Source organism: Phyllobacterium sp. SL163 (assembly GCF_049896885.1).
Classification (GTDB): Bacteria; Pseudomonadota; Alphaproteobacteria; order Rhizobiales; family Rhizobiaceae; genus Phyllobacterium; species Phyllobacterium calauticae.
Window position 1 is genome coordinate 208,033 of the sequence record NZ_JAFCVE010000007.1, and the last position, 22,880, is coordinate 230,912.

The following is a 22,880-nucleotide window of genomic DNA, read 5'->3' on the forward strand; positions in this document are numbered from 1 at the left end:
GGGTCTGATCATGTCCGGAACGGTTGTTCTCATTGTCCTGTTTGCCGCATTCCTGCATGCAAGCTGGAATGCTGTCGTCAAATCCGAGGGCGATAAATTCCTCAACACCGTCGTGGTCGTGACTTCGGCGGGGGTGATCGCCATGGTCTGCCTGCCGTTCCTGCCGGTACCGGCGCGCGAAAGCTGGCCGTTTCTGGCGGCATCGGGCGTGGTCCAGCTCATCTATCTCGCGCTTGTCGCGGCGGCCTACCGCAGCGGCGACATGAGCCAGGCCTATCCCATCATGCGCGGCACGGCGCCGCTCTTCGTCGCCATTGCCAGCGGTCCGCTGGTCGGCGAATTCCTGTCGGCGCAGAAATGGTCGGGCATTGCACTGATCTGCTGCGGCGTGCTGGTGCTGGCGCTGGAGGCGCGGCGGCGGGCAGGGGCCAACCGCGCCACGACGGTCTTTGCTTTGATCAATGCTTTGGTCATCGCCACCTACACCCTGATCGACGGCATCGGCGTCCGGCATTCCGGCACACCGGCGGCCTATACGATGTGGGTTTTCACCCTCAACGCCATTCCTCTGTTTCTCTGGACCGTCGTGACCCGCAAGGGCGAGCTCTGGCCGCATTTCCTCAAGCGGACGCGTCTGGCTACGGTCGGCGGCGTCGGCACGCTCGGCTCCTACGGTCTTGCCCTGTGGGCGATGACCATGGCCCCGGTTGCAGCCGTGGCCGCCTTGCGCGAAACGTCAATCCTGTTTGCGGTCGCCATCTCCGCCCTGGTTCTCAAGGAGAATGTCGGCGCCAAGCGCCTGATCGCCGTGGCGCTGATCGCCGCGGGCGCCGCCGTGATGCGCCTTGCCTGACGCCTATTTCGGCACCATGTCGAAATAGGGCTTTGCCTCTTCCAGCGCGCGGGCAAAGGACGGCCGGTTCATCAGGCGATCGCGATAAGCGGTCAGCACGGGATATCCCTCGCCGATCGGCACGGCCATGTCGCCATAGAACAGCGCGGGGGAAGCGGCGCAGTCCGCCATCGTATAGGCGTTGCCTGCCGCCCAGGTCCGGCCTTTGAGACGGTCCTCGAGCACATCATAGGCGGTTCGCAGCTTCTGTCTGGCATGGTCAACGCCCAGCGTATCGTTCTGGCCCGCGGGACGCAGCCTGTCGGTGACGACCTTCTGCATCGGCACATGCACGTGCAGATCGAAGAAGCGGTCGTAGAAGCGTGTTTCCAGTGCCGGCTCCCGCTCGGAGGGCAAAAGCGGCGTCCTGCCGGGAAAATGCTCGGCGAGATATTCGATGATGATGCTGGATTCAGGAACGGTCTGGCCCCGGGCTTCGTCGCGCAAGACCGGAAACTGCCGGATCGGCCACATCTTGCGGAATTCAGCGCTTGCCTCTTCGTTCATGAAATCGACCATGCAGGGCTCGAAGGGCGTGTCGTTCTCGTACAGCGCGGTCAGCACTTTCATACAGAACGACGATAGCGGGTGAAAATACAGTTTCAGTGACATTTCGGGCCTCCCATGCAAAGCTTGACCAGTATTCAATACTAAAGTGATTACTTAAGTATCAAGTCCGCTCGCCAGCGTCAAGCGTGGTCGCGACATTTTGCGTCTGCAGCCGCTATCCAGCCCATTCCGGCGGCGCGAAAACTGCGCTATGGATAGGCCATGAACAAAGCTGTCATTCTCCGCACGGGCCATTCGGCCTGTCCTCACGATTGCCCTTCGACCTGCGCGCTCGATGTCGAGGTGCTCGATTCCGGCCAGATCGGCCGTGTGCGCGGCGCCAAGGACAACAGCTATACGGCCGGTGTCATCTGCGCCAAAGTTGCCCGCTATGCCGAGCGCATCCATCATCCCGACCGGCTGCTGAAGCCGCTTGTCCGCGGCGGTTCCAAAGGCGAGGGCGTGTGGAAAGAGGCAAGCTGGGATGCAGCGCTTGATCTGGTCGCTGAACGCTTCCTCAAGGCCGAAGCGGAATACGGCTCGCAAAGCATCTGGCCCTATATCTATGCCGGTACGATGGGGCTGGTGCAGCGCGATTCCATGCACCGCCTGCGGCACGCCAAGAAATATTCCAACCAGTTCGACAGTTTTTGCACCAACATGGCCTGGACCGGGTTTTTCGCTGGGACCGGCAAGCTTGGCGGCGTCGATCCGCGCGAAATGGCCAAGTCCGATTGTGTGGTGATCTGGGGCACCAATGCGGCGGCCACGCAGGTCAATGTGATGACCCACGCGGTACGCGCCCGCAAGGAGCGCGGCGCCAAGATCGTTGTCATCGACATCTATGAAAACGCCACCGTGCGGCAGGCGGATCTCGGCCTCGTGCTGAAGCCGGGCACCGACGGGGCGCTGGCTTGCGCGGTCATGCATGTGCTGTTCCGCGATGGCCTTGCCGACTGGGACTATCTCAACGCCTATACGGACGATCCGAAGGGACTGGAAGCGCATCTTGCCGGCCGCACGCCGGAATGGGCGGCGGCGCTGACCGGCCTGACGGTCGCGGAGATCGAAGCGTTCGCCCGGCTGGTCGGTACGACGAAGAAGACATTCTTCCGGCTTGGCTACGGCTTCACCCGGCAGCGCAACGGTGCTGTGAACATGCATGCGGCGCTGTCCATTGCGGCCGTCACCGGCGCCTGGAAGCATGAGGGCGGCGGGGCATTTCACTCCAACTCCGGCATTTTCCGCATGGACAAGCGGGAAATCGAAGGGCAGGCCTTCAAGGATTCCTCCGTTCGCCATATCGACCAGTCGAAAATCGGTCTGGCGCTGAACGGCGACAAGGAGACGCTTTATGGCGGGCCGCCCGTCATGGCGATGCTGATCCAGAACACCAATCCGGCCAATGTCGCGCCGCAGCAGCGCCTGATCAAGCAGGGCATGCTGCGCGAGGACCTGTTTATGGTCGTGCATGAACAGTTCATGACCGACACGGCAAAGCTGGCCGATGTGGTGCTGCCGGCCACCATGTTCATGGAACATGACGACATCTATCGCGGCGGCGGCCAGCAGCATATCGTGCTCGGTCCCAAGCTGATCGACGGTCCGGGCGAAACGCGGCCCAATCTCTACGTCATCAACGAACTGGCAAAACGCCTCGGCGTCGGCGACCTGCCGGGCTTCGATCTCGATGCCAGGACGCTGATCGACCATATGATGGCGGCGAGCAATCTGCCGGGCTATGACGTGCTGAAGGAAATCCGCTGGCTTGATGTACAGCCGGATTACGAAACCGCGCATTACGAGAAGGGTTTCAACTGGCCCGACGGCAAATTCCGCTTCAAGCCGGATTGGACCGGCAGCCCGTCGCCGAACCGTCCGCCGCAGTCCATGGGCACGCAGGGACCGTTCGCGACTCTGCCGCAATGGCCGGATTATTGGGAAGCCATCGAAGTCGCGGATGCAAAACATCCGTTCCGGCTGGGCACGTCACCCGCGCATAATTTCCTCAACTCGACCTTTGCCGAAACGCCGACCTCGATGCTGAAAGAGGGCCGCCCGGAGCTGCTGATCCATCCGGACGATGCGAGCGGTCTCGGCATCGAGGAGGGCATGCGTGTCGAAATCGGCAATGAGCGCGGCGAAGTGGTGGTGCATGCCCGCCTGAACGCTGGTCTCAAGCGCGGCGTCGTGATCTCGGAAGGCCTGTTCCGCAATTCGGCATTCGAGCGCGGCGAGGGCATCAACGTCCTGACGGGCTCGGACGCGTCGGCGCCCTACGGCGGCGCAGCCTTCCACGACAGCAAGGTTTGGGTTCGCCCGGCAATGAATTGATTTTATTGATGTTTTCGACTGTTTTTTGAATTTGCGATTTTGAGTATCTATACATTTTGACAACTATGGTTTACAAGACTGATGAAGAACTTTCTGGAAACAGAGGTGTTCACCGCGTGGCTTGACAACTTGCGGGATGGCCGTGCGCGCGTGCGAATAGTGGAAAGATTGCGCCGGTTCTCCGGCGGTAACCCCGGCGACGTCAAAGCCGTGGGTGAAGGTGTGAGTGAACTCCGAATTGATTATGGGCCCGGCTATCGAGTCTATTTTTGTGTGCGTGGCGACATCGTGATCATTCTGCTCTGCGGCGGTGACAAAGCCTCGCAAGATCGGGATATTAAAAGAGCAAAAGTACTGGCGCGGGAATTCAAGGAGCGTAGATCATGACCAAGCTGCGGAAATTTGATCCGGTGCGGTATCTCGATTCCGACGACATGATTGAGGAATATCTGCTGGCAGCGTGTGAGGGCGGAGATGCCTCCCATATAGCCCGTGCGCTGGGCGATGTGGCCCGTGCACGGGGTATCAGCGATCTTGCCCGCAAAACCGGGCTGACGCGTCAGGCGCTTTACAAAGCCTTGAGCGGTGAGGGCAATCCGGAACTGGCGACGATTACCAAAGTCGCCGACGCACTTGGACTGCAACTGAAAATTGTGTCTGCGACAAAGAACAAGAAAGATGCTGCGTAAGCAGCGGCGTCACGCGATCAATCGCTGAAAACCGTGCGTCCGTCCTGCATGACGGCCTTGCCGGATGCCACCTGCGCCAGGGCGCGGGCATAGGTCTCGTGCTCCACGGACAGCACCCGCAATGCAAGACTGTCTGCTGTATCGCCATTGAGCACCGGCACGGCTGTCTGGGCAATGATCGGTCCCTCATCCATGCCCGCCGTGACGAAGTGCACGGTGCAGCCATGCACGCGGACACCGGCTTCAAGCGCCTGTTCATGCGTATGCAGGCCCTTGAACAGCGGCAAGAGCGACGGATGGATATTGATCATCCGGCCCTCCCAGGCCTGAACGAACTCCGCCGACATCAGCCGCATGTAACCGGCGAGACAGACGATTTCCGCTCCCGCTGCATGCAGCGCAGCGGAGACGGCGGCCTCATGCGCCTGCTTTGTCGGATAATCACGATGGGCAATGGCATGGGCGGCAATGCCATGCGCTTTTGCCGTTTCCAGTCCGCCGGCATCAAGCTTGTTGGCAATCACGGCGACGATCTCGGCGGGATAGTCAGCCGCCTTGGCTGCTTCAATCAGAGCGGTCATGTTGGAGCCGCGGCCCGATATCAGGACCGCGACGCGCTTTTTGCGGGCTGCGCTGCTCACAGCGCTAGGTTGCCCTGATAGACAACACCGCTGTCGGCGCGGGCAACCATGGTGCCAAGACGCACGGCATCCTCGCCCTGCGCTTTCAGCGCAGCGAGCACAGCATCGGCATTTTCGGGGGCGACAACGGCGATCATGCCGATGCCGCAATTGAACGTGCGCAGCATTTCATCGCGCGCGACGCCGCCGACCTTTGCCAGCCAGGAGAAGACCGGCGGCACCGAAATGGCGGAAAGATCGATGCTGGCCGTCAGCTCTTTCGGCAGAACCCGGGGAATATTGTCGGGGAAACCGCCGCCGGTGATGTGGGCAAGCGCCTTGATCGCATTGGTTTCGCGGATCGCCGCCAGCAGCGGCTTCACATAGATGCGCGTCGGCGTCAGCAGCGCCTGTCCGAGCGATGTGCCCGGCTTGAAGGGTGCATCGGCATCCCAGCCAAGGCCTGACAGTTCGACGATGCGCCGGACCAGCGAAAAGCCGTTGGAATGAACGCCCGAGGAGGAAAGGCCGAGAATGACATCGCCTTCGGCAACATCGCCCGACGGCAGCAGCTGGTTGCGTTCGGCGGCGCCAACGGCAAAGCCTGCAAGATCGTAATCGCCATCGCGGTACATGCCCGGCATTTCAGCGGTTTCACCGCCGATCAGCGCGCATCCGGCCTGCAGGCAGCCCTCGGCGATGCCGCTGACAATGGCTGCGCCCTGATCCGGGTCGAGCTTGCCGGTGGCAAAATAGTCGAGGAAGAACAGCGGTTCCGCGCCCTGAACCACCAGATCGTTGACGCACATGGCGACGAGATCGATACCGACCGTGTCATGCACACCCGCATCAATGGCGATCTTCAGCTTGGTGCCGACGCCGTCATTGGCGGCAACGAGGACCGGATCGGTAAAACCGGCGGCTTTCAGGTCGAACAGGCCGCCAAAACCACCGATCTCGCCATCGGCACCGGGACGGCGCGTCGAGCGCACGATCGGCTTGATCTTTTCGACAAGCAGATTGCCGGCATCGATATCGACGCCTGCCTGCGCATAGGTGAGGCCATTTTTGATCGTCATTGTCAGCTCCGGATTGTTGCTGGCGAAATGGCACGACTCCGCCGTCGCTGCAAGCTCTGAGTGCCCCAAGCCGGGTGAAAACACCAGATATCGACAGTTTGGCCGCCGGAAAGGGGTTGAGCAATACCGCTGCCGCGTCCATCTAGAGCGTAACAATAGAAAATGCGAGGAAGCCGGCCGAGTGACAATTCCCAACTACATCACCATCTTCCGCTTCATCCTCGTGCCGTTCATCGTCATGGCGCTGCTGTCCGGTTCCGTCGGTGCGGCGCTTGTCGGTTTCGTCATCGCCGGCGTTTCCGATGGTGTCGATGGCTACATCGCCCGGCGCTACGACCAGCGTTCGGAGCTGGGCGCCTATCTCGATCCCATGGCCGACAAGCTGCTGCTGGTCACCCTGTTCGTCGTTCTCGGGTTCCTGAACGAGCTGCCGGTCTGGCTGGTTGTCATCGTTGTTTCGCGTGACATCCTCATTATCAGTGCGGTGCTGCTGTCGACGGTGATGGCCAATCCGGTGGAAATGCGCCCGCTGTTCGTGTCCAAGGCGAACACGGCGCTGCAGATCGTGCTGGTGGCGTTTACACTGGCTGATATGACCTTCCAATTTTCGTTCGGCGCGGGGCGGACGATTCTGGTATGGATGGTTGCACTCTTGACCGCAGCGTCCTCCACTGCCTATCTCGTGGCATGGACACAACACATGGCTGGCTATGAGCAAAACCGTAAGCAAGACGAAGACGACACCACCGGCCGAACGTGACATCCACGTGGATGTGCAGGTGAACACGCTGGCAACCGCCGTGCGGCGTCAGGCGTTTTTCTGGACCGGCGCCGTGGTGTTCCTGGCGCTGTTCCTCTACATTTTCTCGTCGATCCTGCTGCCCTTCGTGGCCGGGCTCGTGCTTGCCTACTTCCTCGATCCGGTCGCCGACCGGCTGGAACGCCTGGGTATGTCGCGCCTTCTGGCAACCATCGTCATCCTGATCCTGTTCCTGGTGACCTTTGCGCTGCTGCTGATGATCCTCGTGCCGATCCTCGCCTCACAGATGACCGATTTCATCGCCCGCCTGCCGAGCTATGTCGCCCGGCTGCAGGAACTGATCGCCAACCGCGATTCCCAGTGGCTGAAGGATTTCATCGGCGTCGATGCATCCGTCATCCGCAACAGCCTCGATTCCCTGCTGCAGCAGGGTGCCGGTTTCCTGTCCACCCTGCTGCAGTCGATCTGGAGTTCGGGCAAGACGCTCATCGATGTCGCGGCGCTGTTCGTCGTCACGCCCGTCGTGGCATTCTACATGCTGCTCGATTGGGACCGCATGGTGCAGAGCATCGACAACCTGACGCCGCGCGACCATGTGCAGACGGTGCGCGAAATCGCCCGCGACATGAACAAGGCCATTGCCGGCTTCGTGCGCGGGCAGGGCACGGTGTGCCTGCTGCTCGGTATGATCTATGCGGTGGGGCTGACCATCGTCGGGCTGAATTTCGGGCTGCTGATCGGGCTGTTTGCCGGTCTCATCAGTTTCATCCCCTATGTCGGTTCGCTGGTCGGGCTGGTGCTGGCGATCGGCGTGGCGCTGGTGCAGTTCTGGCCGGACTATTTCTATGTGGGTGCCGTGGCCGTGGTGTTCTTCATCGGCCAGTTCTTCGAGGGCAATATTCTCCAGCCGAAACTGGTGGGCTCCTCCGTCGGGCTGCATCCGGTCTGGCTGATGTTCGCGCTGTTTGCCTTCGGTTCGCTCATGGGCTTCACCGGCATGCTGATCGCCGTGCCGACGGCTGCGGCCATGGGTGTGCTCGTGCGCTTTGTCATCGGCCGTTACCGGCAATCCCCGCTCTACACAGGCGATTACGGCAAAAGCGGGCGGTCCAAAGAAATCCGGTGACATCCGGGCGGCATTGACTGTATTTCACCTGACATGACCGATGCACCGCGACAACTGCCGCTCGATCTTGGCCATGAGCCGGGATATTCGCGCGACGACCTGATTGTCACCGCCTCCAACATGGCGGCGGTGGACATTGTCGACCGCTGGCCGGGCTGGATTTCTCCCGTCGTCATTCTGGCCGGGCCGACCGGGTCGGGCAAGACGCATCTGGCGGCGGTCTGGAAGGCCGAATCGGAGGCAACCGTGATCGATGCCGCGCATATCGGCGATGCCTCGGGCAGGACCGGTCCGTTCCTGATCGATGCCATCGGCGACGGTCCGATCGATGAAGCCGGGCTTTTCCATCTGATCAACAGCGTGCGCCAGAGCGGATCGAGCCTGCTGATGACGTCGCGCCGCTGGCCGGGCACCTGGCCGGTAAAACTGCCTGACCTTGCCTCACGCCTGAAGGCGGCAACGACGGTGGAGATCGGCGAGCCGGATGACATGCTCCTGTCCGGGGTGATGTACAAGCTGTTTGCCGACCGGCAGATCGCCGTCGATCCCAATGTGATCAGCTTTCTGGTCAGCCATATCGAGCGGTCGCTGTCCACCGCCAGCCGCGTTGTCGAGCGCCTCGACCGCGCGGCGCTGGAGAAAAAATCGAAAATCACCCGCGCGCTGGCCGCCAGCGTCGTCACGGCCCTCGACGAGGGGCAGGCGACCTTCGATCTTTAGCGCGTCCGGCCTTCCATGATCTGAATTGCTTTGACGCGGAAAGCGTCAATGGTTCTTGATGGCATTGAGAAAGATGGCGGCGATCTTGCTCAGATGATGGTCGCCGTCTTCGTGATAGGCCTGCCGGCCGGCGGTGGAAATCGCGTTGAACAGCTGGTTGCCCTCGCTGTCGAGCGCAAGCGTATCCCTGACGATTTTGGCAATGTCGCCGCGCGGCTGGATTTTCCGGGCGAGATAATCGGCCAGCAGTTTCTGCTGCCGCGGGCGATCATCGGTGATGGCGCTGAAGATGCCCCAGACAAACCAGGTTTCACCGACCTGCATGTCGTCATCGCTGATCTGGTGCATCTGCTGCTCCCGCAGTTTCGCCTTCTGGGTATCGGCGATGCTTTGGGCCAGGTCGAATGCTGCCGAATCTGTGATCTCGATATGTGCTGACATGATGAAACTCCAACGGTTTGAAATATGCGCCGGCATGGAAATCAAGGCTGGCGACGGGCGTTCCCTGCAAAACCAGTCCCGGGGGGATTGCCCCGGATCAAGGACATATCTTCAACGTGGCTCATCGGCCCGTCAAAGGCTGGTGTGTTCGAGCAGCAGGGAGTGTTCCAAAGTCGGACGTTACAATCAAGCCATTTGTCGCCGAGCCGTCGGGACGACGGGCAATCTTGCCGGTCTCTGCCTGTGGGTCTGCGACCCTGCAGGGGATGCCATCCTTTTTGCTTATTGAGCTTTTGGATCATTCTGATCAATACTTCATGTATATCGAAGAATAGGCTTTGGGGGATACAATGGTTGAAATCACGATGAATGATTTTAACAACCTTGTTCAAACGATTTACAATGCAGCTGTCGACCAGAGTAAATGGTCAAAATTCCTTGAGGACACATCCAATCTTTTGGATGGTACCAACATATGTATCCAGGCACACGACGTTGTCGAGCGAGCCAGCCTGGGTTTAATAACGTCTGAGATCGATGAAAATTTCAAATCCGCTTACAATGAATACTATGCGGCGAAAAATGTATGGGTGCCTCATCTGACTTGCAAGCCGGTTGGCCTGACATTTCATTCCGAAGAGTTCTGTGACCGGAACGCGCTCATAAAAACCGAATTCTACAATGATTTTTTGAGAACCCAGGATATTGTAGCTGCCAGTGGCGTCATACTGAAGCGCAATGCCGGCAGGTTGTTGATTTTATCGGGCAATATGCGCGGCAAACAGGCGGAATATTTGCAGGCATCGGTAAGTAATATATTCAATTTACTCGGATCGCATATAGCGCGCTCGTTTGAGATCATGAGGTCCGTTCCAAGTTTGGTGCAGAACGAAGATTATCGGTCCGCGTTGGAGGGTACGACCGGCGCTATATTTTTCATCGACCGGCTCGGGGGTGTCATTCATAGCAACCAGGCGGTTGCCACCGTTCCTCAGGCAACGACGGTGTTCCGCATCGAGCGTTCGGGACGATTGAAATTGCTCGACGAGCAAGCAGACATCATGTTGCAATCCGCATTGGGGGCTATCGCAAGAACCGACTATCGCCGTTTAAAAGGAACTTTTGCCGTTAAATCCCAAAACGGCAGCGCCTTGCACGCAACAGTCGCGCCCCTTTCTCGCAATACCATCGAAACCGTTTTCGATCGGGTGTTCGAGGATATCCCGGTAGCACTCCTCATCCTGCATCCCGTTTCATCGGAACCGGATGCGTCGGCGCTTCAGGGCTATGGATTGACGCCCGCTGAAACGGCTCTGGCACATGCCATAGCGAGAGGTATCTCACCTCTCGAATATGCCGATACGAAGAAAATCAGTGTTCAAACGGTAAGGACGCAATTGAAAGCGATTTTCCTGAAAACGGAAACGCGGCGGCAAAGTCAGATCGCCGCCTTGTTCTTGAGTCGCCGCTGATCAGTTATGTCAGGTCCTAGGGACGTTTGTTCTTGTTCGAGATCAACGAGTCGAGGCCATTGCAGACCCGTTGTACCTGGGAGCAATCTTGATAAGCGACGGGGTAGGGGGAACGGATCGGGCGCGACGAGCAAAATGTGCGTGGAACCAAGACACCGCCTTCAAACTGTCTCACCGTATCGCAACTGCGCTGGTATTGAGTGCGGTATTCTATCCGTTGCTTGAGCACACACTGCCTCTGCATCTGGCATCCGGCTTCAGCGATACTCGGGAAAAGGGCCAAACCACCAATGGCGACCATAACTATATTGATTGCACTCTTCATGATACCTCCTATGGAACATCTCTGTTGTTTGGAGTTATTTGAAGTGAATTCTGTCGATTGCGCATCACCCATTTAAGGTACGTCGATGCAATTCTTGCTCGGTAATGGAGTGGAGGGGGCGAAACACCGGAATTCGAATCATTCTGTTCAGGAGGTTGAGGATAGGGCGATACGGTGGAGCGTCGCCGGTTGGGCTTTGGCGGGGCTTTCGGCGCCGTAAGGTCCCGCCGCGTGGCTTATTTTCCATTTTTGTTTCTTTTGTCGATTTAGGCCCTTGCGTTCTCAGGGCTAAAACTCTAGGGAAGCCAACGTTGAACATGATACGGAGCGTAGCGCAGCCTGGTAGCGCATCTGGTTTGGGACCAGAGGGTCGGGAGTTCGAATCTCTCCGCTCCGACCATTTCAACCGATGATGCTGCTGGTACTGAACCGAAGCCTGTACTATATCGGGATTTCAGACAAAGGGATTTCTTCTAATGGCAGCACGTATTTACCGCCCCGCAAAAACAGCCATGCAGTCCGGCAAGGCCAAGACCGAAAGCTGGATGCTGGAATTCGAGCCGGAACAGCCGCGCAAGGTTGAGCCGCTGATGGGCTATACGTCGTCGCGCGACATGAAGAGCCAGATCCGCCTGTCCTTCGAAACGAAGGAAGAGGCAATCGCCTATGCACAGAAGAACGGCATTGCCTATTCGGTGCAGGAACCCAAGGAAACAAGACGGCGCGTTGTCTCCTATTCGGAAAACTTCCGCTTTGACCGCAAGCAGCCCTGGACGCACTGATTCTTTGACGTTTGGCCTTGTTTGCAGTTTGTTCGGATTTCCCGGCGATACTGTGATCGCCGGTGTAAAACTGGTCCCGTAGCTCAGCTGGATAGAGCACCGGCCTTCTAAGCCGACGGTCGCTGGTTCGAATCCAGCCGGGATCGCCACTTACCAAAGAGAACCAGTTCTGTTTCCCGGATAGCGAGGCAATCCGGCTGTTGATTTGCTGTGCAAACCAACAAGCTTTCATAGAGGCCGGTCGAAGCAGGAACGGTGTTAGCCGCCGAGTTCGGCAACTTTCTTGCGAAGCGCCAATACTTCCTCCACCAGCGTACTGACAACGTCTTTGAGAAACGCCACCTTGTGCTCCGGATCGTCAACAGTGTTGATAAGTTCGAGAGCACCGGGCAGAGAGTCAATCTCATCAAATCTGTTGTTGTCGCCCACGCTTCTTCTCCCACTTTTTTGGAAGACAGAACAACATAGTCCAAATCGGGAAATCAAGGTGACAACGATGTCCCTGTCTGTGTGTCGCGCCCAGCGCCGAAGCCGTGTCGGCGGGCGACGTTGACACCTATCGTCTGTGTCCGCCGCCGTTACCACCGCCGCCGTTACCGCCGCCACCGTTACCACCGCCACCGTGACCGCCACCACCGTGACCGCCACCACCGTGACCCCCACCACCGTGACCCCCACCACCACGGGAGCTTCCCTTGCCCGGGTTGCTGCTCTTTGCCTTTCCGCTTTCCTTGGCGACGCTTTTGCGGGGCCCGCCAAAACTCAATCCAAATCGCGCTGCGTCCGCTGTGCTGACAAGCACAACGCTTGATAGGGTAAGGGCGGATATGGCGATAACGAGTATTTTCATCATTTTCGTTGCAATCCAAACAGGTGACAAGTTGCACGAAATCGAGATGGCTATGGCCGCCGTGTCAATGCAATTGTTGTTAAAATGACCACAAAATTGCGCAAAACATGGTCTTTCCGGTGAAGTGAACACGTCCTGATACCGCCCAGCCGCCTGTGGTGCCTGTCGTCCACGCTATTCCCCGGAGAAGGCGGTTATGCGGCAGGGCCGCGAGAATGCGCGTTTACTCCAATTCTCAATACCGCGTTTTTCGTCCTTTGTCTTCGCGATCTGTCTTGCGGTGATTGGATGGCACCGCTTAGTTTGATCTGCGATTGATTGGAGAGGCTCTGAATGCTTGAAACCACGGCTTCTGTGCGAAATCAACAGGTTGCCTATAAATTCAGAACACCCGACACATTGGAGGCAACACCCGTCGCTGTGAAGCGGATCCTCGTTGTCGGATCGTGCATGGCGGCGGGTCTCTTCCACTACGCCCATGTCATCTTCAAGGGCGCGGAAGTCGATCATGTCCTGTACAATTATCCCGGTGATTTGTCAGAACCGCCGCATCCAATCGAAGAATATGCCTTCCAGCTTATACATTTGCCCTTGCGGACGATTGTGCCGGAAACCATGCTTTCGGATATACCGCACACCAGCGAGGAACCGTTCAGGGAAAAATTGTGGGAATGCGAGCAGCGTCTGATCCAGACATTTACCGGCGCGCTGGCATTCACGAAAGACACCAGGCTCACGACCTTCGTATCCGAGTATTTTACGCCGCAGCAGAATCACATGGGGCGGCTTCTGCCGCGCTATGACCTGCGCAACCCCACCTATTTCGTCGAGCAGTTGAACCGCAAACTGCATGAGCTGGCGCGGGAACATGGGGCGCATATGGTCCAGGCCGATGCCATCGCGCAGACATTCGGCCGAAAGTTCATTCAAGAGGATCTCGTCTGGAACTGGTCGCATGCCAGCTATGCCAATGACTGGGATTCCATCCACGATACAACCCGTATTGTCCAGCCAACCAAACTCACCAGCCTTTACCCGATCAACATAGAAGATTTCATCTTCGGGTTTTGGAGCGAGATACATGCCATGTATCGGACGCTCACGCAGCAAGACAGCGTGAAGCTGGTCATCCTTGATCTGGACGATACGCTCTGGCGCGGGGTTATCGCGGAAGAAGGCATACACAATCGCGTTCTCCTGGAAGGATGGCCGCTCGGCCTGATCGAAGCCCTGAAATTTCTCAAGCAGCGCGGTATCGTCCTGGCGATCGTCAGCAAGAATGACGAAGCGACAATCCTCGACCTGTGGCCTCAGTTCCTGAAGCACAGACTGGATATCGATGACTTCGCGGTCCGGAAAATAAACTGGCGGCCAAAAGCGGAAAACATCCAGGATATTCTCAGCGAAACCAATCTCTTGCCGAAGAATGCTCTCTTCATTGACGATAATCCCGTGGAGCGGGAAAGCGTGCAAGCGGCATTTCCGGGCATGCGGGTACTTGGCGACGAGTTGTATTCGATCCGCAGCACATTGCTTTGGGCCCCGGAAACGCAGGTTCCGTACGTCACGCAGGAGTCAAGCAGGCGCACCGAGATGATCCAGGCTCAGGTGCAGCGGGAAGCCGCGAAGGCCGTTATGACCCGGGAAGAGTTCCTGGCTTCCCTCGACGTTTCTGTCGGCATCCGCCCGATCAACACCACAGATGACGAGCGTTTTCCACGCGCGCTGGAGCTGCTCAACAAATCCAACCAGTTCAACACCACGGGCAAGCGCTGGACCATCGGTGAATGTCAGCAGGCCTTTCTCTCGGGTGCCATCTTCGAGACGTTCGAAGTCGGCGACAAATACACCGATTATGGCCTGGTGGGAATCGCCATTGTCAAAGATCACATCATCATCCAGTTCGTGATGAGTTGCCGGGTGGTTGGCCTTGGCGTCGAGCAGGCGGTTATCGCCGGGCTTGCCGCAAACCACCTTCCCCTGAAGGGCGTCTACACGCCGACCGAAGCCAACGGCCTATGCCGCGACCTGTACCAAAAACACGGATTTACATTGGACGGCGGGATATGGACGCTGCAGGACAGTACCGTCACAGCTCCGCCGCACGTCAAATTCCGCGAGATGTCAGATTTGGCGCGTGGCGACCCTTGTTGAGTCGGGGCCGACCAACGACCGGCCCCACACATGATGGACGGCACCGCGGTTCGGAGAGCCTCACAGGCTCCCCGGTGCAATGCGGGATGAACGACGTGTCCAAGGCTTGCTTTGCAGCGGGTCTCGCATGGGCTGCCGCTAAAATCCGGCTGCCACACCGTGTCAGACTTGCCTAGTTCCGGCTGCCAAGCGCAAGGCGGCAGGCAAGTCCGGTGAAGACCGTTGCCAGCAAATATTGCGGCAGTTTGCGGAAGCGAGGGAAGCTGCCGACCCGGCTGCGGATATGGCCGCTCAGCAGAATCACCGTGCCATTGACGATAAAGCCGATGCCATTGAGCACGGTGGCGAGAATAAGCATCTGCACGACCAGAGAACCGGCTTCGGGTTTGACGAACTGCGGAAACAGCGCCAGCACGAACAGTGCCATTTTGGGATTGAGCAGATTGGTGAAGAGACCTTCGCCGAAAATCCGTTTCATCGAAAAACGTTTGAGGCGGGATGTCGGCGAGAATACCATCCCTTCCGAACGTATTGTTTTCCATGCGAGATAAAGCAGATAGGCGCAGCCCGCCCAGCGAATGATTTCGTAAGCCACGGGAACCGCAAGAAAAAGCTGGGAAAGCCCAAGCGCTGCGGCCATCGCATGGCAATAGGTGCCGAGCGCTATGCCGGCATAGGTCAGAAACCCTGCGCCCCGTCCCTGGCTGATGCTGCGGGAGGCAATGAGAAGCATATCGGGACCGGGCGTGGCCGTAAGAACCACGGACGCGGCGGCAAAAAGCATGAGTGTCGAAAAGTCCGGCATATCGTTTTCCTTCGAGTTTACCGGAATTCCTGTCTAGCATTTATGCGTTGATTGACAAGGGCTTGGCTCGTCATTCCTGTAAAGACAGCCGTGGGTGCTCTTTGCCCGATAATACCGGTCTGATCCGGGATTTCGGTCACGCTCACGTCACGCCGGTTTTGATGATATGTCCATGACTGGCAACGTTGTTCTGTTGCCCGTCAATAATTCAAGTATGCCGGAAACGACACTGCCACAACACGTTCCCTGAGAAGAACGAAATCCAAGCTCCCATCGGGTGCAGGGAGTTGGGTCAATTGACTTATCGATGGAAGGAAGTGCTGCAAAATCCTGTTCCAGACACACTTTACCCCACCGTCTTTCGGGATGGTGGGGTTTTTACAGCGCCAGCTTTCCCCGCTCAATGCCGTCACCCTGGAGTTTAGAATGCATTCGATTGATCCGCAGCCATATCAAGCCAATGCTTGGAAATATATCGGCGTTGTCCTGTTTCTGGCGGCACTGTCATTTGGCCTCGGCCGATATTATGCGGCAACAAGAACTGCGGCAGAAACAGGCGTTCATCGTTTGAATGCCGAGCAGCAAGATAAAATCACTTTGCAGAGGGTGAATTAAATGGACCCAGCGGGGGTGCGCAACATGGTTGCGTCGCTCCCATCCACATAAAACCGATCGTCCCCAGGCGCTGGAATAAGCGCTTCACCAACCCTCGATCATCAATTTCGGTCTACGCGGCCGGAATAAACCTTCGTTTTGGAATAATTGTCCTTCAATCTTTAATATTCTGGTCTATCCTCAGCAGCGAGGGTGGGCACATGGAGTCAACAAAGAGTATTGAAGAGGCAACAAGAGTTCTCAAACTCTCACACGCCATGCGTTACAGATATTTCATCAAGAAGTCGGTTGAGACCTACAAAGTATACACCATCAACCTTGGTTCGAATTATCTCATTCTCAATGACCCGGCGGGGACATCGATGTGCTGCCCGCTCTGGCCGGATGCCATCTTTGCGGAGCTGTGGCTGGGGCCGCTGGACCGCGGTACCGGCTTGCATATCAAAACCGAAATCGTTGAGATGGAACTTGACGCGGTGCTGAAAGATTTTCTGCCGGCTTTGCGGCAGCGCGGACTTAAAGTCGGGATCTGCTTCGATCAGGCAAGCGACGGACGCATTGAGTCCGTTCACAAGGTGATCGCCGATATCAGGCATGAGATCCAGACGGGGTTTTCCTACCTGAAACCATGAGGGCAGCTCCCGCCGCATCGAACAGGCGTCCCGTTCAGCGGCGCCGCAAAAAGATGAAGAAAATCAAGACGACAACAATGAGCGGAACGCCCAGCCACCATAAAACTGCTGCTGTAAGCATCGTATTACCTCCAATTGAATGGGGTAAACGGCGGGGGGCGTGAGAGGTTCCGCCGCAATTTTGGGCGATACGATCATTCGCCGCGTCAAGTCCCGCAGGACGGTGCCGTTGAAAAGTGCCGGCGCCAATGCCTTTGCCGGCTTGTGCCGGACCGTTAGCTCGTGGTTTTGACGGCTTTGTGCCCGCTTGTTTCGAGGATCGATATCCGGAAAAACACGGGTTCAAGCGGGCGCTCCGCATCGCGAATGACCGTCTTCGTGTACCCGGGCTGCCACCATTCGGCGGATGCGCTCAGAAGGTGGTGCGCGGTTGCGCGCGCGTCGACATGGGACGGATCGTTCGACAGTTCTTCATACAGCCCGTTGACGATCACGCTTTGCCAGCGATTGGTTGCGTCGATCTCATCGAACGCGACACAGACGTGCGGATTGTTGCGCATCCATTCGACCTTTTGGCCGACCGTTGTAAAAGAATAGAGAAAGACGGAGTGATAGGCGAACCTGAGCGGAACGATGTAGGGATGATCATCCCTGGAGCAGGCCAGGCGGCCAATGCTCGCGCGGCTCAGCAAGGCATTGATCTCTGCCTTCGTCATCTCATTAATGATCATCAAGGTTGCTCCTGGACTTCTTGAACAGGCGGACTGCCGCCGCGATAATTATTGAGGGCGCTTTGTTCGTTGTCAAACAGGTGAATGACTTTGGCAGGGCAATGTGATGCGTCGCCCAATGTGCTGGGATGCAGGGGGAGGCGTCAGGGGCTTGGGAGGCGTGGGTTGACTAGCCTTCATGCTTGCGTGGTCACGCAAACGAGGCGATCAGTATAAAAACCTGCGCGCTTTGTCGTCTCAGGTTTTGTCGATACGACCGCGGCCGTGCCTGAACAGCATTACGCCGAGATCGACCTGAACGACCTGACCGCCCTCTTGCTGGCCGGTGTGATCCGGGTGCAGAGCCGCGGCCGGTCGCTCCGTGCTGTTGCGGGTGTGCTGTTCCAGCCGCGCGGCCAATTCGGGGTGCAGACCTTCGCCGCGTCGGGCGGCCATTGCATGCAAAGCATTCAAGAGAGACAACATAGAAATCACACTCCCTTCGGCGTGGATTCAGTGTATCGCTTGCCCTTGATGGCCAGCCACCCGATTCATGCCGCAGGTGGCGGCCATGCCAGGAATGCGAAACATCCGGCAATCCGCAGCGTGCCGGTCGACGGAACCAGTTCTCCGCCATGAAATCGTTGCGATTCACGGTCAGTGAGGTCGCAGGAAAAACCGATTCGAAAGACCGGATGGACAGGACATGCCACTCCGGGGCTTTCGCAGTCCGCTCAAGGCTAAGGAAGCAGAGAAGAGAATGGATCAGACGATCACGCAATGGCTCAATTCGCCCGCTGGCCACACTCCGGTTCTCGACGGAATAATGTTGACCGTCACCAGCTTCGGCGTACCGCTGATGATCGTGGCCGTCATTGGCCAATGGTGGAGCAAGGCGGACAGGCTGCATGTGCGGCATACCTGCGTCTCGGCCGGACTGACCTTTCTCATCGGACTGGGCTTGAACCAGATCATTCTGTTGTTTGTGCAGCGCATCCGGCCCTATGACGTTGATATCACGCATCTTCTCGTTCCCCCAAGCGCCGACTGGTCATTTCCGTCGGACCATGCGACGGCATCGCTTGCCATCGTCGCGGCCTTTGCGCTTCACGGTCTGGCGCGCCGCACCATTCTGCTCGGGCTGATGGCCCTTCTCGTCTGCTGGTCGCGCATCTATGTTGGCACGCACTATGTTTCCGACGTGATCGGCGGCGGTGTGACGGCCTTGCTGGCGGCCCTGGCGGTTGCCATTTTTTATCGGGAGGGGTCGAAAATCGATCGCTTCGTAACACGCGTATTCTGAAAGTTATCCGGAACGCAATGCCGCGGCAAATTCAGCCACACTATAGCCCTAAACTAATCATTAACCCTGCTTCGGGGGCGTCGGCAAAGGCATATGTGATGTATGGTTTTGGTGGGTCGTGTTAAGGAGAGAGTGTCATGTTCAAAGTTCTGGCAATGGCGGGTGTAACGGCTCTGACGCTATTGGCTTCAGCGCCGTCATTCGCGCAATCAATCGAAATAGGTCCCGGCGGCGTTCGCCTCGTCGATCCGCAAATGGATCGTCCCTATCGCAGCGTCAGCATCACTGACCGGACGGCGGTGCGCATCGCCCGCTCCGAAGGCGTGCGCGAGGTCGACGATATCCGGCGGACACGGTCGCGCATCATCGTGGAAGGAACGGACTATCAGGGCGACGACATCAGCGTCTCCATTGATCGTCGAACCGGAGAAGTGATTTCGGTCAATTAACGCCGGGTTGAAGCTTTATCCGCCCCGCTGCCCCCTGGGGATGGCGGGGCGTTTCCTTTTGCTTGCCGTCACACCCGCGCGGTGGTCGTCAGAGAATTCTCTTGATCTCCACCCAGTCATTCATGTCGTTGATCTTGAGTTTTCCGATGTTTCCGGCCGTATCGAGCAGAACTTCCGGCATGAACTGGTGCAGATACTCGTCATCGCTGCTGGTCTGCTCCCATACCTGGCCATTGGTGAGTTCGAACTTTACCCCAAGCCCGTAGCCATTGGTCGAGCCTTTGATCGTCTCCTTGTCATATTCCATGGGCAGCCCTTTCATCCGGAAAAACCCAGTGTCATTCAAGCCGGACAGTTCGTCAATCAAGGGTGATGGAACCACTTGCCTTCTGATGCATTTGAAGCTTATGGAAATGCTTTCATTCACGCATGTGACCATCAAGTCGCCGCGTACCGGCCGCGTGATCGTTGTGCGCAATGTGCGCGACGCGCTGACCATGCTGACGCAGTACTGGTCGCGGCGCCGGGGTGAAAAGCACAGGATTGCCTGTGACGCATGCCGCAATGCACTTGATGAAAAATTGTCCGCCGAGGATGCACGCGCAGCCTTTGTCGCCGCATCGCTGGAAGCGGGTATCGATGTCAGCGAGCGCACCGGATCGCAATTGGGGACCACGCTCGGCGCATCGACCGATCAGCCGGGAAAACCTGCGAATACGATCTAGGGTCAGGTTAGGGTCTTATGGGACAGTATCCCGATGGGGCGATGGTTGAACTGACGGGAGCCCGTCAGGCCATGGAAGAACAAATCTGACTAATCAGCACGGCGATTGCCAGCGCAAAGCCAAACACAAGCAAATGGCACCACGCGGGCGTGGTATAGTGCAAGTGCTGTTCGTCCTCATCATCTTCATACATTCGAATGTTCCCCTAATTCGTCTGCAGGTGCCTATTCCATCAACATGAAAGTTAAATGTCAAAGCGTGTGCATGAAAATAATTCAGAAAATGCACCGAAAATGACCTGTTGGGCAGAGAAGTGTTGCGGAATCGACCCACAGAAGCGTGCTGCAGTGCATCAAAAACGGAGATTCTCAGGTGCCGTCACCGATGCGGGCAGGGGATGGCGATTGCAGGCGCAGCCGGAATGCATCCCGCCGGAGCGGTAATATCCGGTTGAATCACAGTTTACTAAACCTAGGGTTGTTATGCGAAGGCGCGTCCGAGTATCCAGACAGCGGCCAGAATGACAAGCATGATAATCGCAAGCCGCCAGGAACCTGCGAATACGCCGGGTTGTTTGTTATCATCAGACATTGAAGATTCCAGAGCGATTAAAATTTTATCGAAATGAATACAACTATTGCGCGAATATGCAATGAGAACTTCTGTAACTATGGAAGGTGAAATGTTGCGTCCGGCCGCCGACGCCAGCGTTTCGAGCTGAGGCGCCGTGAACAGATCCGGTCGAATGCCGGGCATCGATGGCACCGGTCATCGCTCCATTGCACCGGTGCCGTGTCGGATACCGAGGTCCTATTTGGTCAGAAACCTCACCTTGAGCTTGCGAACGATATGGCGCGATCTCAGCTTCTTGATAAGCCTGTCTTCGAGCTTGACGTTCCGGGCGATAAGTTCATCCCAGTTCGTCACCGCCGCGGCTTTGACGGGTTTGATTTTCCCGGCCTTTTTGACTGGCTTTGGGTTCTCGGGGCGATGTGTTGCCATTTCGGTCTCGCGATTTGAATGGCCCGGATTACGGTAGTCTTCCAAAAAGTACAAAGTAAGCACTCAGATGACCCTTTCCAAACATCCCCTGCCAACGCAATGCAGGTGGGTGTCAGCAAATTGGACGACGGGGTGAAGCACAAGACGATATGCGCCACAAAAGGCCCGCCAGCGACAAGCTTTGGTACTTTTGTCGTCATTCTCCAGTTGTGTCGTGTTGCACGGCTCCACGCGGGGATGAATATGACAAAACCACGTGAAATCCGTTGGATAAGCCACATTGCGTGGCCTGGTTTTCCTGCCGGCGAACCGCAATTTCGCCATTGGCGGGCCGGGGCAAAGACCGATGGAACGGAGTCATCGCCCGAATTTGCGGCCGAGAATCAGCACAAGGGGAATGATGATCAGGAAGACGACGAGATAGCCCCATATGGATGTCATATAGGGCGCGTAGTCGTCCTTCTCCCTGCTTTCCTCGTCCTCCTCCTCCATTGCTTTCTCCTGCATGGGCTTGGCCAGGCAGGGGTTAACGGACTTTGAACCTGCAATTGCGGTGAGGAGCAAGTCACGTTCGACCAGCATGGCAATTCGAGAACAATTTCAAGACGCGATCATAACACTGACCCGGCGGCATCGGGAGGTGTAATATTCTAGTACATCCGATTGAGAAGCTCGGCCCTTCGATGGGCCGGGGAGAGCGGCAGAGCGCAGGCCGGTGCGGTGAGGCGACCCGGAGCTGCCGGGTATCCTGTCCGGGTTTTCACCGTATGACGGGATGAAACCGTCGCAGGCAGGCAAAGCCGGCGGCAATGAACAGGAGCAGCACAATCCCTTGCACGATCGCAAAAGGCGGCTCCGAGCCGGTGGGCGCCAGGGCATTCAATGCGGGTATTTTCTGGAATGACTGGGCGACCAGCACGAAAACATTGAAGTACAGCGAGATCACGGCGCCGACCACATAGACCCACCGCCACGGCCCGGCGAGATGCAGGGGGTAACGGGCGGCGATCGCGACGATGAGAATGATGATCGAGAGGATACCCACGCCGATGGCGGGCGTAAAACCTTGGTAGGGAAAGCCGAAGCCCGTCAGGCTCGTCGCTGCCGTGCTCACCAGAAAGATCAGTGTCCATCCGTCCTTTCTGTCGGACGCAAGCAGTCCGGCGAGAACGATCAGCCCCGATATGATCCCGATCAGGCTGATCAGGACGTGAACGAAAGTATAGAAAGTCATGCCAAAGATCATGATGCGGTCCCCTCCATGATTTTGTTCAAGCGCATTCTGAATCAAAACTGGGGAGACGAAACAACGTTTACGGGAAATTGTAAATATACAGCATCGTGAAACGATATATGAGTAAAATAGTCAATATTATTAGGAGGAATAGATCAAAGCCCGAAGTAATCAGCAGGCATATGCAAGCATATGGGTGATCGGGCTGATTTTGGTCCATGGGCCGAGCGGAGCCATGGAAATGGCGGGCAGGGGCCAGTCCGGATAATTTCATATCCAACGTCAACGGCATTGGCGTTGGATATGAAATTAGGGTTGCCCGTTGCCAGGCAACCCCAACGACTTGTTAGTTAACAGTCGTATTCTTGAACTTTGTGCCGAGGTTGGTGAACAGCGTGCCGAGGTTTGTGCCAAGCGAGGTTGCACCTGCGATGATGCCGACGGAGATGAGGGCAGCAATCAGGCCGTATTCGATGGCTGTTGCGCCGGACTCATCCTTGAGAAAACGTGTGAAAAGAGTTGTCATGTTCTGTATCCCTGTTGAAGCGTTGCTTTTGACGCGGTTTCGTTGAACCGTCGTGAACTTAGGCTTTCAACAATTTCGGCTGACTT

General features: G+C 57.2%; 31 protein-coding genes and 2 tRNA genes. 19 read left to right on the forward strand and 14 right to left on the reverse strand.

Annotated elements, in window-relative coordinates; genetic code table 11:
- Positions 1 to 10: 10 nt before the first annotated feature.
- Positions 11 to 853 carry an EamA family transporter gene (locus ACP7B1_RS17090; RefSeq protein WP_346305705.1) on the forward strand — a complete coding sequence of 281 codons (843 nt, stop codon included), beginning with the start codon at positions 11 to 13 and terminating at the stop codon, positions 851 to 853.
- A 3-nt stretch (positions 854 to 856) separates the two neighbouring features.
- Here the strand turns inward: ACP7B1_RS17090 and ACP7B1_RS17095 are convergent, their stop codons facing one another.
- Positions 857 to 1,504 carry a glutathione S-transferase family protein gene (locus ACP7B1_RS17095; protein WP_346305706.1) on the reverse strand — a complete coding sequence of 216 codons (648 nt, stop codon included), beginning with the start codon at positions 1,502 to 1,504 and terminating at the stop codon, positions 857 to 859.
- 159 nt (positions 1,505 to 1,663) lie between these two features.
- Here ACP7B1_RS17095 and ACP7B1_RS17100 point away from each other — a divergent pair, with 159 nt between their 5' ends.
- The 3 genes from ACP7B1_RS17100 (at position 1,664) to ACP7B1_RS17110 (ending at position 4,464) form a co-directional block, all read left to right on the forward strand.
- Complete coding sequence (locus ACP7B1_RS17100) at positions 1,664 to 3,775, forward strand: molybdopterin oxidoreductase family protein (RefSeq protein ID WP_426137150.1); 2,112 nt, start codon at positions 1,664 to 1,666, stop codon at positions 3,773 to 3,775.
- Between the two features lie 81 nt (positions 3,776 to 3,856).
- Positions 3,857 to 4,162 (forward strand): type II toxin-antitoxin system RelE/ParE family toxin, encoded by a 306-nt coding sequence (locus ACP7B1_RS17105; protein WP_346305708.1) that lies wholly within the window; start codon positions 3,857 to 3,859, stop codon positions 4,160 to 4,162.
- Positions 4,159 to 4,464: an addiction module antidote protein gene (locus ACP7B1_RS17110; protein ID WP_346305709.1), complete on the forward strand. Its 306-nt coding sequence runs from the start codon at positions 4,159 to 4,161 to the stop codon at positions 4,462 to 4,464. The genes ACP7B1_RS17105 and ACP7B1_RS17110 overlap by 4 nt, the downstream gene beginning before the upstream one ends.
- A 17-nt stretch (positions 4,465 to 4,481) precedes the next feature.
- Here ACP7B1_RS17110 and purN read toward each other — a convergent pair whose 3' ends face one another.
- A complete protein-coding gene (purN, locus tag ACP7B1_RS17115) occupies positions 4,482 to 5,105 on the reverse strand; it encodes a phosphoribosylglycinamide formyltransferase (RefSeq protein WP_346305710.1) in 624 nt (207 codons plus the stop codon).
- Positions 5,102 to 6,163, reverse strand: a complete 1,062-nt coding sequence (gene purM / locus ACP7B1_RS17120; RefSeq protein WP_403172589.1) for a phosphoribosylformylglycinamidine cyclo-ligase — start codon at positions 6,161 to 6,163, stop codon at positions 5,102 to 5,104. Before purM ends, purN begins: the two co-directional genes overlap by 4 nt.
- A 181-nt stretch (positions 6,164 to 6,344) precedes the next feature.
- Between purM and ACP7B1_RS17125 the strand changes: the two genes are divergently transcribed.
- Genes ACP7B1_RS17125 through hdaA form a run of 3 tightly spaced genes read left to right on the forward strand, consistent with a single transcriptional unit; the run spans position 6,345 to position 8,769 of the window.
- Positions 6,345 to 6,923, forward strand: a complete 579-nt coding sequence (locus ACP7B1_RS17125) for a CDP-alcohol phosphatidyltransferase family protein (protein ID WP_346305711.1) — start codon at positions 6,345 to 6,347, stop codon at positions 6,921 to 6,923.
- The gene (locus ACP7B1_RS17130; protein ID WP_346305712.1) at positions 6,874 to 8,049 is read left to right on the forward strand and encodes an AI-2E family transporter; all 1,176 of its coding nucleotides are present in this window, start codon (positions 6,874 to 6,876) and stop codon (positions 8,047 to 8,049) included. The genes ACP7B1_RS17125 and ACP7B1_RS17130 overlap by 50 nt, the downstream gene beginning before the upstream one ends.
- Positions 8,050 to 8,082: 33 nt before the next feature.
- Positions 8,083 to 8,769, forward strand: a complete 687-nt coding sequence (hdaA, locus tag ACP7B1_RS17135; protein ID WP_403172614.1) for a DnaA regulatory inactivator HdaA — start codon at positions 8,083 to 8,085, stop codon at positions 8,767 to 8,769.
- Positions 8,770 to 8,814: 45 nt separating this feature from the next.
- On the opposite strand, the gene ACP7B1_RS17140 is transcribed toward hdaA, so the two are convergent.
- Positions 8,815 to 9,210: a hypothetical protein gene (locus tag ACP7B1_RS17140; protein ID WP_223611209.1), complete on the reverse strand. Its 396-nt coding sequence runs from the start codon at positions 9,208 to 9,210 to the stop codon at positions 8,815 to 8,817.
- A gap of 350 nt (positions 9,211 to 9,560) precedes the next feature.
- Between ACP7B1_RS17140 and ACP7B1_RS17145 the strand changes: the two genes are divergently transcribed.
- The 4 genes from ACP7B1_RS17145 (at position 9,561) to ACP7B1_RS17160 (ending at position 11,938) form a co-directional block, all read left to right on the forward strand.
- Positions 9,561 to 10,682, forward strand: a complete 1,122-nt coding sequence (locus ACP7B1_RS17145; RefSeq protein WP_346305524.1) for a helix-turn-helix transcriptional regulator — start codon at positions 9,561 to 9,563, stop codon at positions 10,680 to 10,682.
- 648 nt (positions 10,683 to 11,330) lie between these two features.
- A tRNA-Pro gene (locus ACP7B1_RS17150) sits at positions 11,331 to 11,407 on the forward strand.
- 76 nt (positions 11,408 to 11,483) lie between these two features.
- Positions 11,484 to 11,789 carry an ETC complex I subunit gene (locus tag ACP7B1_RS17155; RefSeq protein WP_105735719.1) on the forward strand — a complete coding sequence of 102 codons (306 nt, stop codon included), beginning with the start codon at positions 11,484 to 11,486 and terminating at the stop codon, positions 11,787 to 11,789.
- A 72-nt stretch (positions 11,790 to 11,861) separates the two neighbouring features.
- Positions 11,862 to 11,938: transfer RNA gene (locus ACP7B1_RS17160), tRNA-Arg, on the forward strand.
- A gap of 109 nt (positions 11,939 to 12,047) precedes the next feature.
- On the opposite strand, the gene ACP7B1_RS17165 is transcribed toward ACP7B1_RS17160, so the two are convergent.
- Positions 12,048 to 12,473, reverse strand: a complete 426-nt coding sequence (locus ACP7B1_RS17165; RefSeq protein WP_346305523.1) for a hypothetical protein — start codon at positions 12,471 to 12,473, stop codon at positions 12,048 to 12,050.
- 11 nt (positions 12,474 to 12,484) lie between these two features.
- Here ACP7B1_RS17165 and ACP7B1_RS17170 point away from each other — a divergent pair, with 11 nt between their 5' ends.
- A complete protein-coding gene (locus tag ACP7B1_RS17170; RefSeq protein WP_346305522.1) occupies positions 12,485 to 12,727 on the forward strand; it encodes a hypothetical protein in 243 nt (80 codons plus the stop codon).
- 245 nt (positions 12,728 to 12,972) lie between these two features.
- Positions 12,973 to 14,793: an HAD-IIIC family phosphatase gene (locus ACP7B1_RS17175; RefSeq protein WP_346305521.1), complete on the forward strand. Its 1,821-nt coding sequence runs from the start codon at positions 12,973 to 12,975 to the stop codon at positions 14,791 to 14,793.
- Between the two features lie 172 nt (positions 14,794 to 14,965).
- Here ACP7B1_RS17175 and ACP7B1_RS17180 read toward each other — a convergent pair whose 3' ends face one another.
- Positions 14,966 to 15,598: a LysE family translocator gene (locus ACP7B1_RS17180; RefSeq protein WP_346305520.1), complete on the reverse strand. Its 633-nt coding sequence runs from the start codon at positions 15,596 to 15,598 to the stop codon at positions 14,966 to 14,968.
- A gap of 426 nt (positions 15,599 to 16,024) precedes the next feature.
- Here ACP7B1_RS17180 and ACP7B1_RS17185 point away from each other — a divergent pair, with 426 nt between their 5' ends.
- On the forward strand, positions 16,025 to 16,213 hold the full coding sequence (locus ACP7B1_RS17185; RefSeq protein WP_346305519.1) for a hypothetical protein: 189 nt from the start codon (positions 16,025 to 16,027) through the stop codon (positions 16,211 to 16,213).
- Between the two features lie 200 nt (positions 16,214 to 16,413).
- Positions 16,414 to 16,845 carry a DUF2750 domain-containing protein gene (locus tag ACP7B1_RS17190; protein WP_346305518.1) on the forward strand — a complete coding sequence of 144 codons (432 nt, stop codon included), beginning with the start codon at positions 16,414 to 16,416 and terminating at the stop codon, positions 16,843 to 16,845.
- 275 nt (positions 16,846 to 17,120) lie between these two features.
- Here ACP7B1_RS17190 and ACP7B1_RS17195 read toward each other — a convergent pair whose 3' ends face one another.
- Positions 17,121 to 17,576: a pyridoxamine 5'-phosphate oxidase family protein gene (locus ACP7B1_RS17195; protein WP_346305517.1), complete on the reverse strand. Its 456-nt coding sequence runs from the start codon at positions 17,574 to 17,576 to the stop codon at positions 17,121 to 17,123.
- Positions 17,577 to 17,840: 264 nt separating this feature from the next.
- Between ACP7B1_RS17195 and ACP7B1_RS17200 the strand changes: the two genes are divergently transcribed.
- The 3 genes from ACP7B1_RS17200 (at position 17,841) to ACP7B1_RS17210 (ending at position 19,307) form a co-directional block, all read left to right on the forward strand.
- A complete protein-coding gene (locus ACP7B1_RS17200) occupies positions 17,841 to 18,194 on the forward strand; it encodes a hypothetical protein (RefSeq protein WP_346305516.1) in 354 nt (117 codons plus the stop codon).
- Positions 18,195 to 18,315: 121 nt separating this feature from the next.
- Positions 18,316 to 18,858 (forward strand): phosphatase PAP2 family protein, encoded by a 543-nt coding sequence (locus ACP7B1_RS17205; protein ID WP_346305515.1) that lies wholly within the window; start codon positions 18,316 to 18,318, stop codon positions 18,856 to 18,858.
- A 137-nt stretch (positions 18,859 to 18,995) separates the two neighbouring features.
- A complete protein-coding gene (locus ACP7B1_RS17210) occupies positions 18,996 to 19,307 on the forward strand; it encodes a PepSY domain-containing protein (protein ID WP_223615683.1) in 312 nt (103 codons plus the stop codon).
- A gap of 88 nt (positions 19,308 to 19,395) precedes the next feature.
- On the opposite strand, the gene ACP7B1_RS17215 is transcribed toward ACP7B1_RS17210, so the two are convergent.
- Positions 19,396 to 19,629, reverse strand: coding sequence for a hypothetical protein (locus tag ACP7B1_RS17215; protein WP_346305514.1), 234 nt, complete (start codon positions 19,627 to 19,629; stop codon positions 19,396 to 19,398).
- Positions 19,630 to 19,720: 91 nt separating this feature from the next.
- Between ACP7B1_RS17215 and ACP7B1_RS17220 the strand changes: the two genes are divergently transcribed.
- Positions 19,721 to 20,032: a DUF982 domain-containing protein gene (locus ACP7B1_RS17220; RefSeq protein ID WP_346305513.1), complete on the forward strand. Its 312-nt coding sequence runs from the start codon at positions 19,721 to 19,723 to the stop codon at positions 20,030 to 20,032.
- Between the two features lie 64 nt (positions 20,033 to 20,096).
- On the opposite strand, the gene ACP7B1_RS17225 is transcribed toward ACP7B1_RS17220, so the two are convergent.
- The 6 genes from ACP7B1_RS17225 to ACP7B1_RS17250 form a co-directional block, all read right to left on the reverse strand.
- Positions 20,097 to 20,225 (reverse strand): hypothetical protein, encoded by a 129-nt coding sequence (locus tag ACP7B1_RS17225; RefSeq protein ID WP_264319180.1) that lies wholly within the window; start codon positions 20,223 to 20,225, stop codon positions 20,097 to 20,099.
- A 287-nt stretch (positions 20,226 to 20,512) separates the two neighbouring features.
- Positions 20,513 to 20,788 (reverse strand): hypothetical protein, encoded by a 276-nt coding sequence (locus tag ACP7B1_RS17230; protein ID WP_346305512.1) that lies wholly within the window; start codon positions 20,786 to 20,788, stop codon positions 20,513 to 20,515.
- Positions 20,789 to 20,842: 54 nt separating this feature from the next.
- A complete protein-coding gene (locus tag ACP7B1_RS17235) occupies positions 20,843 to 21,034 on the reverse strand; it encodes a hypothetical protein (protein ID WP_346305511.1) in 192 nt (63 codons plus the stop codon).
- Positions 21,035 to 21,391: 357 nt separating this feature from the next.
- Positions 21,392 to 21,541 (reverse strand): hypothetical protein, encoded by a 150-nt coding sequence (locus ACP7B1_RS17240; RefSeq protein ID WP_346305510.1) that lies wholly within the window; start codon positions 21,539 to 21,541, stop codon positions 21,392 to 21,394.
- A gap of 253 nt (positions 21,542 to 21,794) precedes the next feature.
- Positions 21,795 to 22,268 carry a hypothetical protein gene (locus ACP7B1_RS17245; RefSeq protein ID WP_426137152.1) on the reverse strand — a complete coding sequence of 158 codons (474 nt, stop codon included), beginning with the start codon at positions 22,266 to 22,268 and terminating at the stop codon, positions 21,795 to 21,797.
- Between the two features lie 346 nt (positions 22,269 to 22,614).
- Positions 22,615 to 22,794 carry a Flp family type IVb pilin gene (locus ACP7B1_RS17250; protein ID WP_163363974.1) on the reverse strand — a complete coding sequence of 60 codons (180 nt, stop codon included), beginning with the start codon at positions 22,792 to 22,794 and terminating at the stop codon, positions 22,615 to 22,617.
- Between the last annotated feature and the right edge of the window lie 86 nt (positions 22,795 to 22,880).

Coding starts and splice junctions, on each gene's coding strand:
- ACP7B1_RS17090 (WP_346305705.1), top strand. CDS start 11: ATGTCCGGAACGGTTGTTCTCATTGTCCTGTTTGCCGCATTCCTGCAT.
- ACP7B1_RS17095 (WP_346305706.1), bottom strand. CDS start 1,504: ATGTCACTGAAACTGTATTTTCACCCGCTATCGTCGTTCTGTATGAAA.
- ACP7B1_RS17100 (WP_426137150.1), top strand. CDS start 1,664: ATGAACAAAGCTGTCATTCTCCGCACGGGCCATTCGGCCTGTCCTCAC.
- ACP7B1_RS17105 (WP_346305708.1), top strand. CDS start 3,857: ATGAAGAACTTTCTGGAAACAGAGGTGTTCACCGCGTGGCTTGACAAC.
- ACP7B1_RS17110 (WP_346305709.1), top strand. CDS start 4,159: ATGACCAAGCTGCGGAAATTTGATCCGGTGCGGTATCTCGATTCCGAC.
- purM (WP_403172589.1), bottom strand. CDS start 6,163: ATGACGATCAAAAATGGCCTCACCTATGCGCAGGCAGGCGTCGATATC.
- ACP7B1_RS17130 (WP_346305712.1), top strand. CDS start 6,874: ATGAGCAAAACCGTAAGCAAGACGAAGACGACACCACCGGCCGAACGT.
- hdaA (WP_403172614.1), top strand. CDS start 8,083: ATGACCGATGCACCGCGACAACTGCCGCTCGATCTTGGCCATGAGCCG.
- ACP7B1_RS17140 (WP_223611209.1), bottom strand. CDS start 9,210: ATGTCAGCACATATCGAGATCACAGATTCGGCAGCATTCGACCTGGCC.
- ACP7B1_RS17145 (WP_346305524.1), top strand. CDS start 9,561: ATGGTTGAAATCACGATGAATGATTTTAACAACCTTGTTCAAACGATT.
- ACP7B1_RS17155 (WP_105735719.1), top strand. CDS start 11,484: ATGGCAGCACGTATTTACCGCCCCGCAAAAACAGCCATGCAGTCCGGC.
- ACP7B1_RS17175 (WP_346305521.1), top strand. CDS start 12,973: ATGCTTGAAACCACGGCTTCTGTGCGAAATCAACAGGTTGCCTATAAA.
- ACP7B1_RS17180 (WP_346305520.1), bottom strand. CDS start 15,598: ATGCCGGACTTTTCGACACTCATGCTTTTTGCCGCCGCGTCCGTGGTT.
- ACP7B1_RS17185 (WP_346305519.1), top strand. CDS start 16,025: ATGCATTCGATTGATCCGCAGCCATATCAAGCCAATGCTTGGAAATAT.
- ACP7B1_RS17190 (WP_346305518.1), top strand. CDS start 16,414: ATGGAGTCAACAAAGAGTATTGAAGAGGCAACAAGAGTTCTCAAACTC.
- ACP7B1_RS17195 (WP_346305517.1), bottom strand. CDS start 17,576: ATGATCATTAATGAGATGACGAAGGCAGAGATCAATGCCTTGCTGAGC.
- ACP7B1_RS17205 (WP_346305515.1), top strand. CDS start 18,316: ATGGATCAGACGATCACGCAATGGCTCAATTCGCCCGCTGGCCACACT.
- ACP7B1_RS17210 (WP_223615683.1), top strand. CDS start 18,996: ATGTTCAAAGTTCTGGCAATGGCGGGTGTAACGGCTCTGACGCTATTG.
- ACP7B1_RS17215 (WP_346305514.1), bottom strand. CDS start 19,629: ATGAAAGGGCTGCCCATGGAATATGACAAGGAGACGATCAAAGGCTCG.
- ACP7B1_RS17220 (WP_346305513.1), top strand. CDS start 19,721: ATGCTTTCATTCACGCATGTGACCATCAAGTCGCCGCGTACCGGCCGC.
- ACP7B1_RS17225 (WP_264319180.1), bottom strand. CDS start 20,225: ATGTATGAAGATGATGAGGACGAACAGCACTTGCACTATACCACGCCC.
- ACP7B1_RS17230 (WP_346305512.1), bottom strand. CDS start 20,788: ATGCCCGGCATTCGACCGGATCTGTTCACGGCGCCTCAGCTCGAAACG.
- ACP7B1_RS17235 (WP_346305511.1), bottom strand. CDS start 21,034: ATGGCAACACATCGCCCCGAGAACCCAAAGCCAGTCAAAAAGGCCGGG.
- ACP7B1_RS17240 (WP_346305510.1), bottom strand. CDS start 21,541: ATGCAGGAGAAAGCAATGGAGGAGGAGGACGAGGAAAGCAGGGAGAAG.
- ACP7B1_RS17245 (WP_426137152.1), bottom strand. CDS start 22,268: ATGACTTTCTATACTTTCGTTCACGTCCTGATCAGCCTGATCGGGATC.
- ACP7B1_RS17250 (WP_163363974.1), bottom strand. CDS start 22,794: ATGACAACTCTTTTCACACGTTTTCTCAAGGATGAGTCCGGCGCAACA.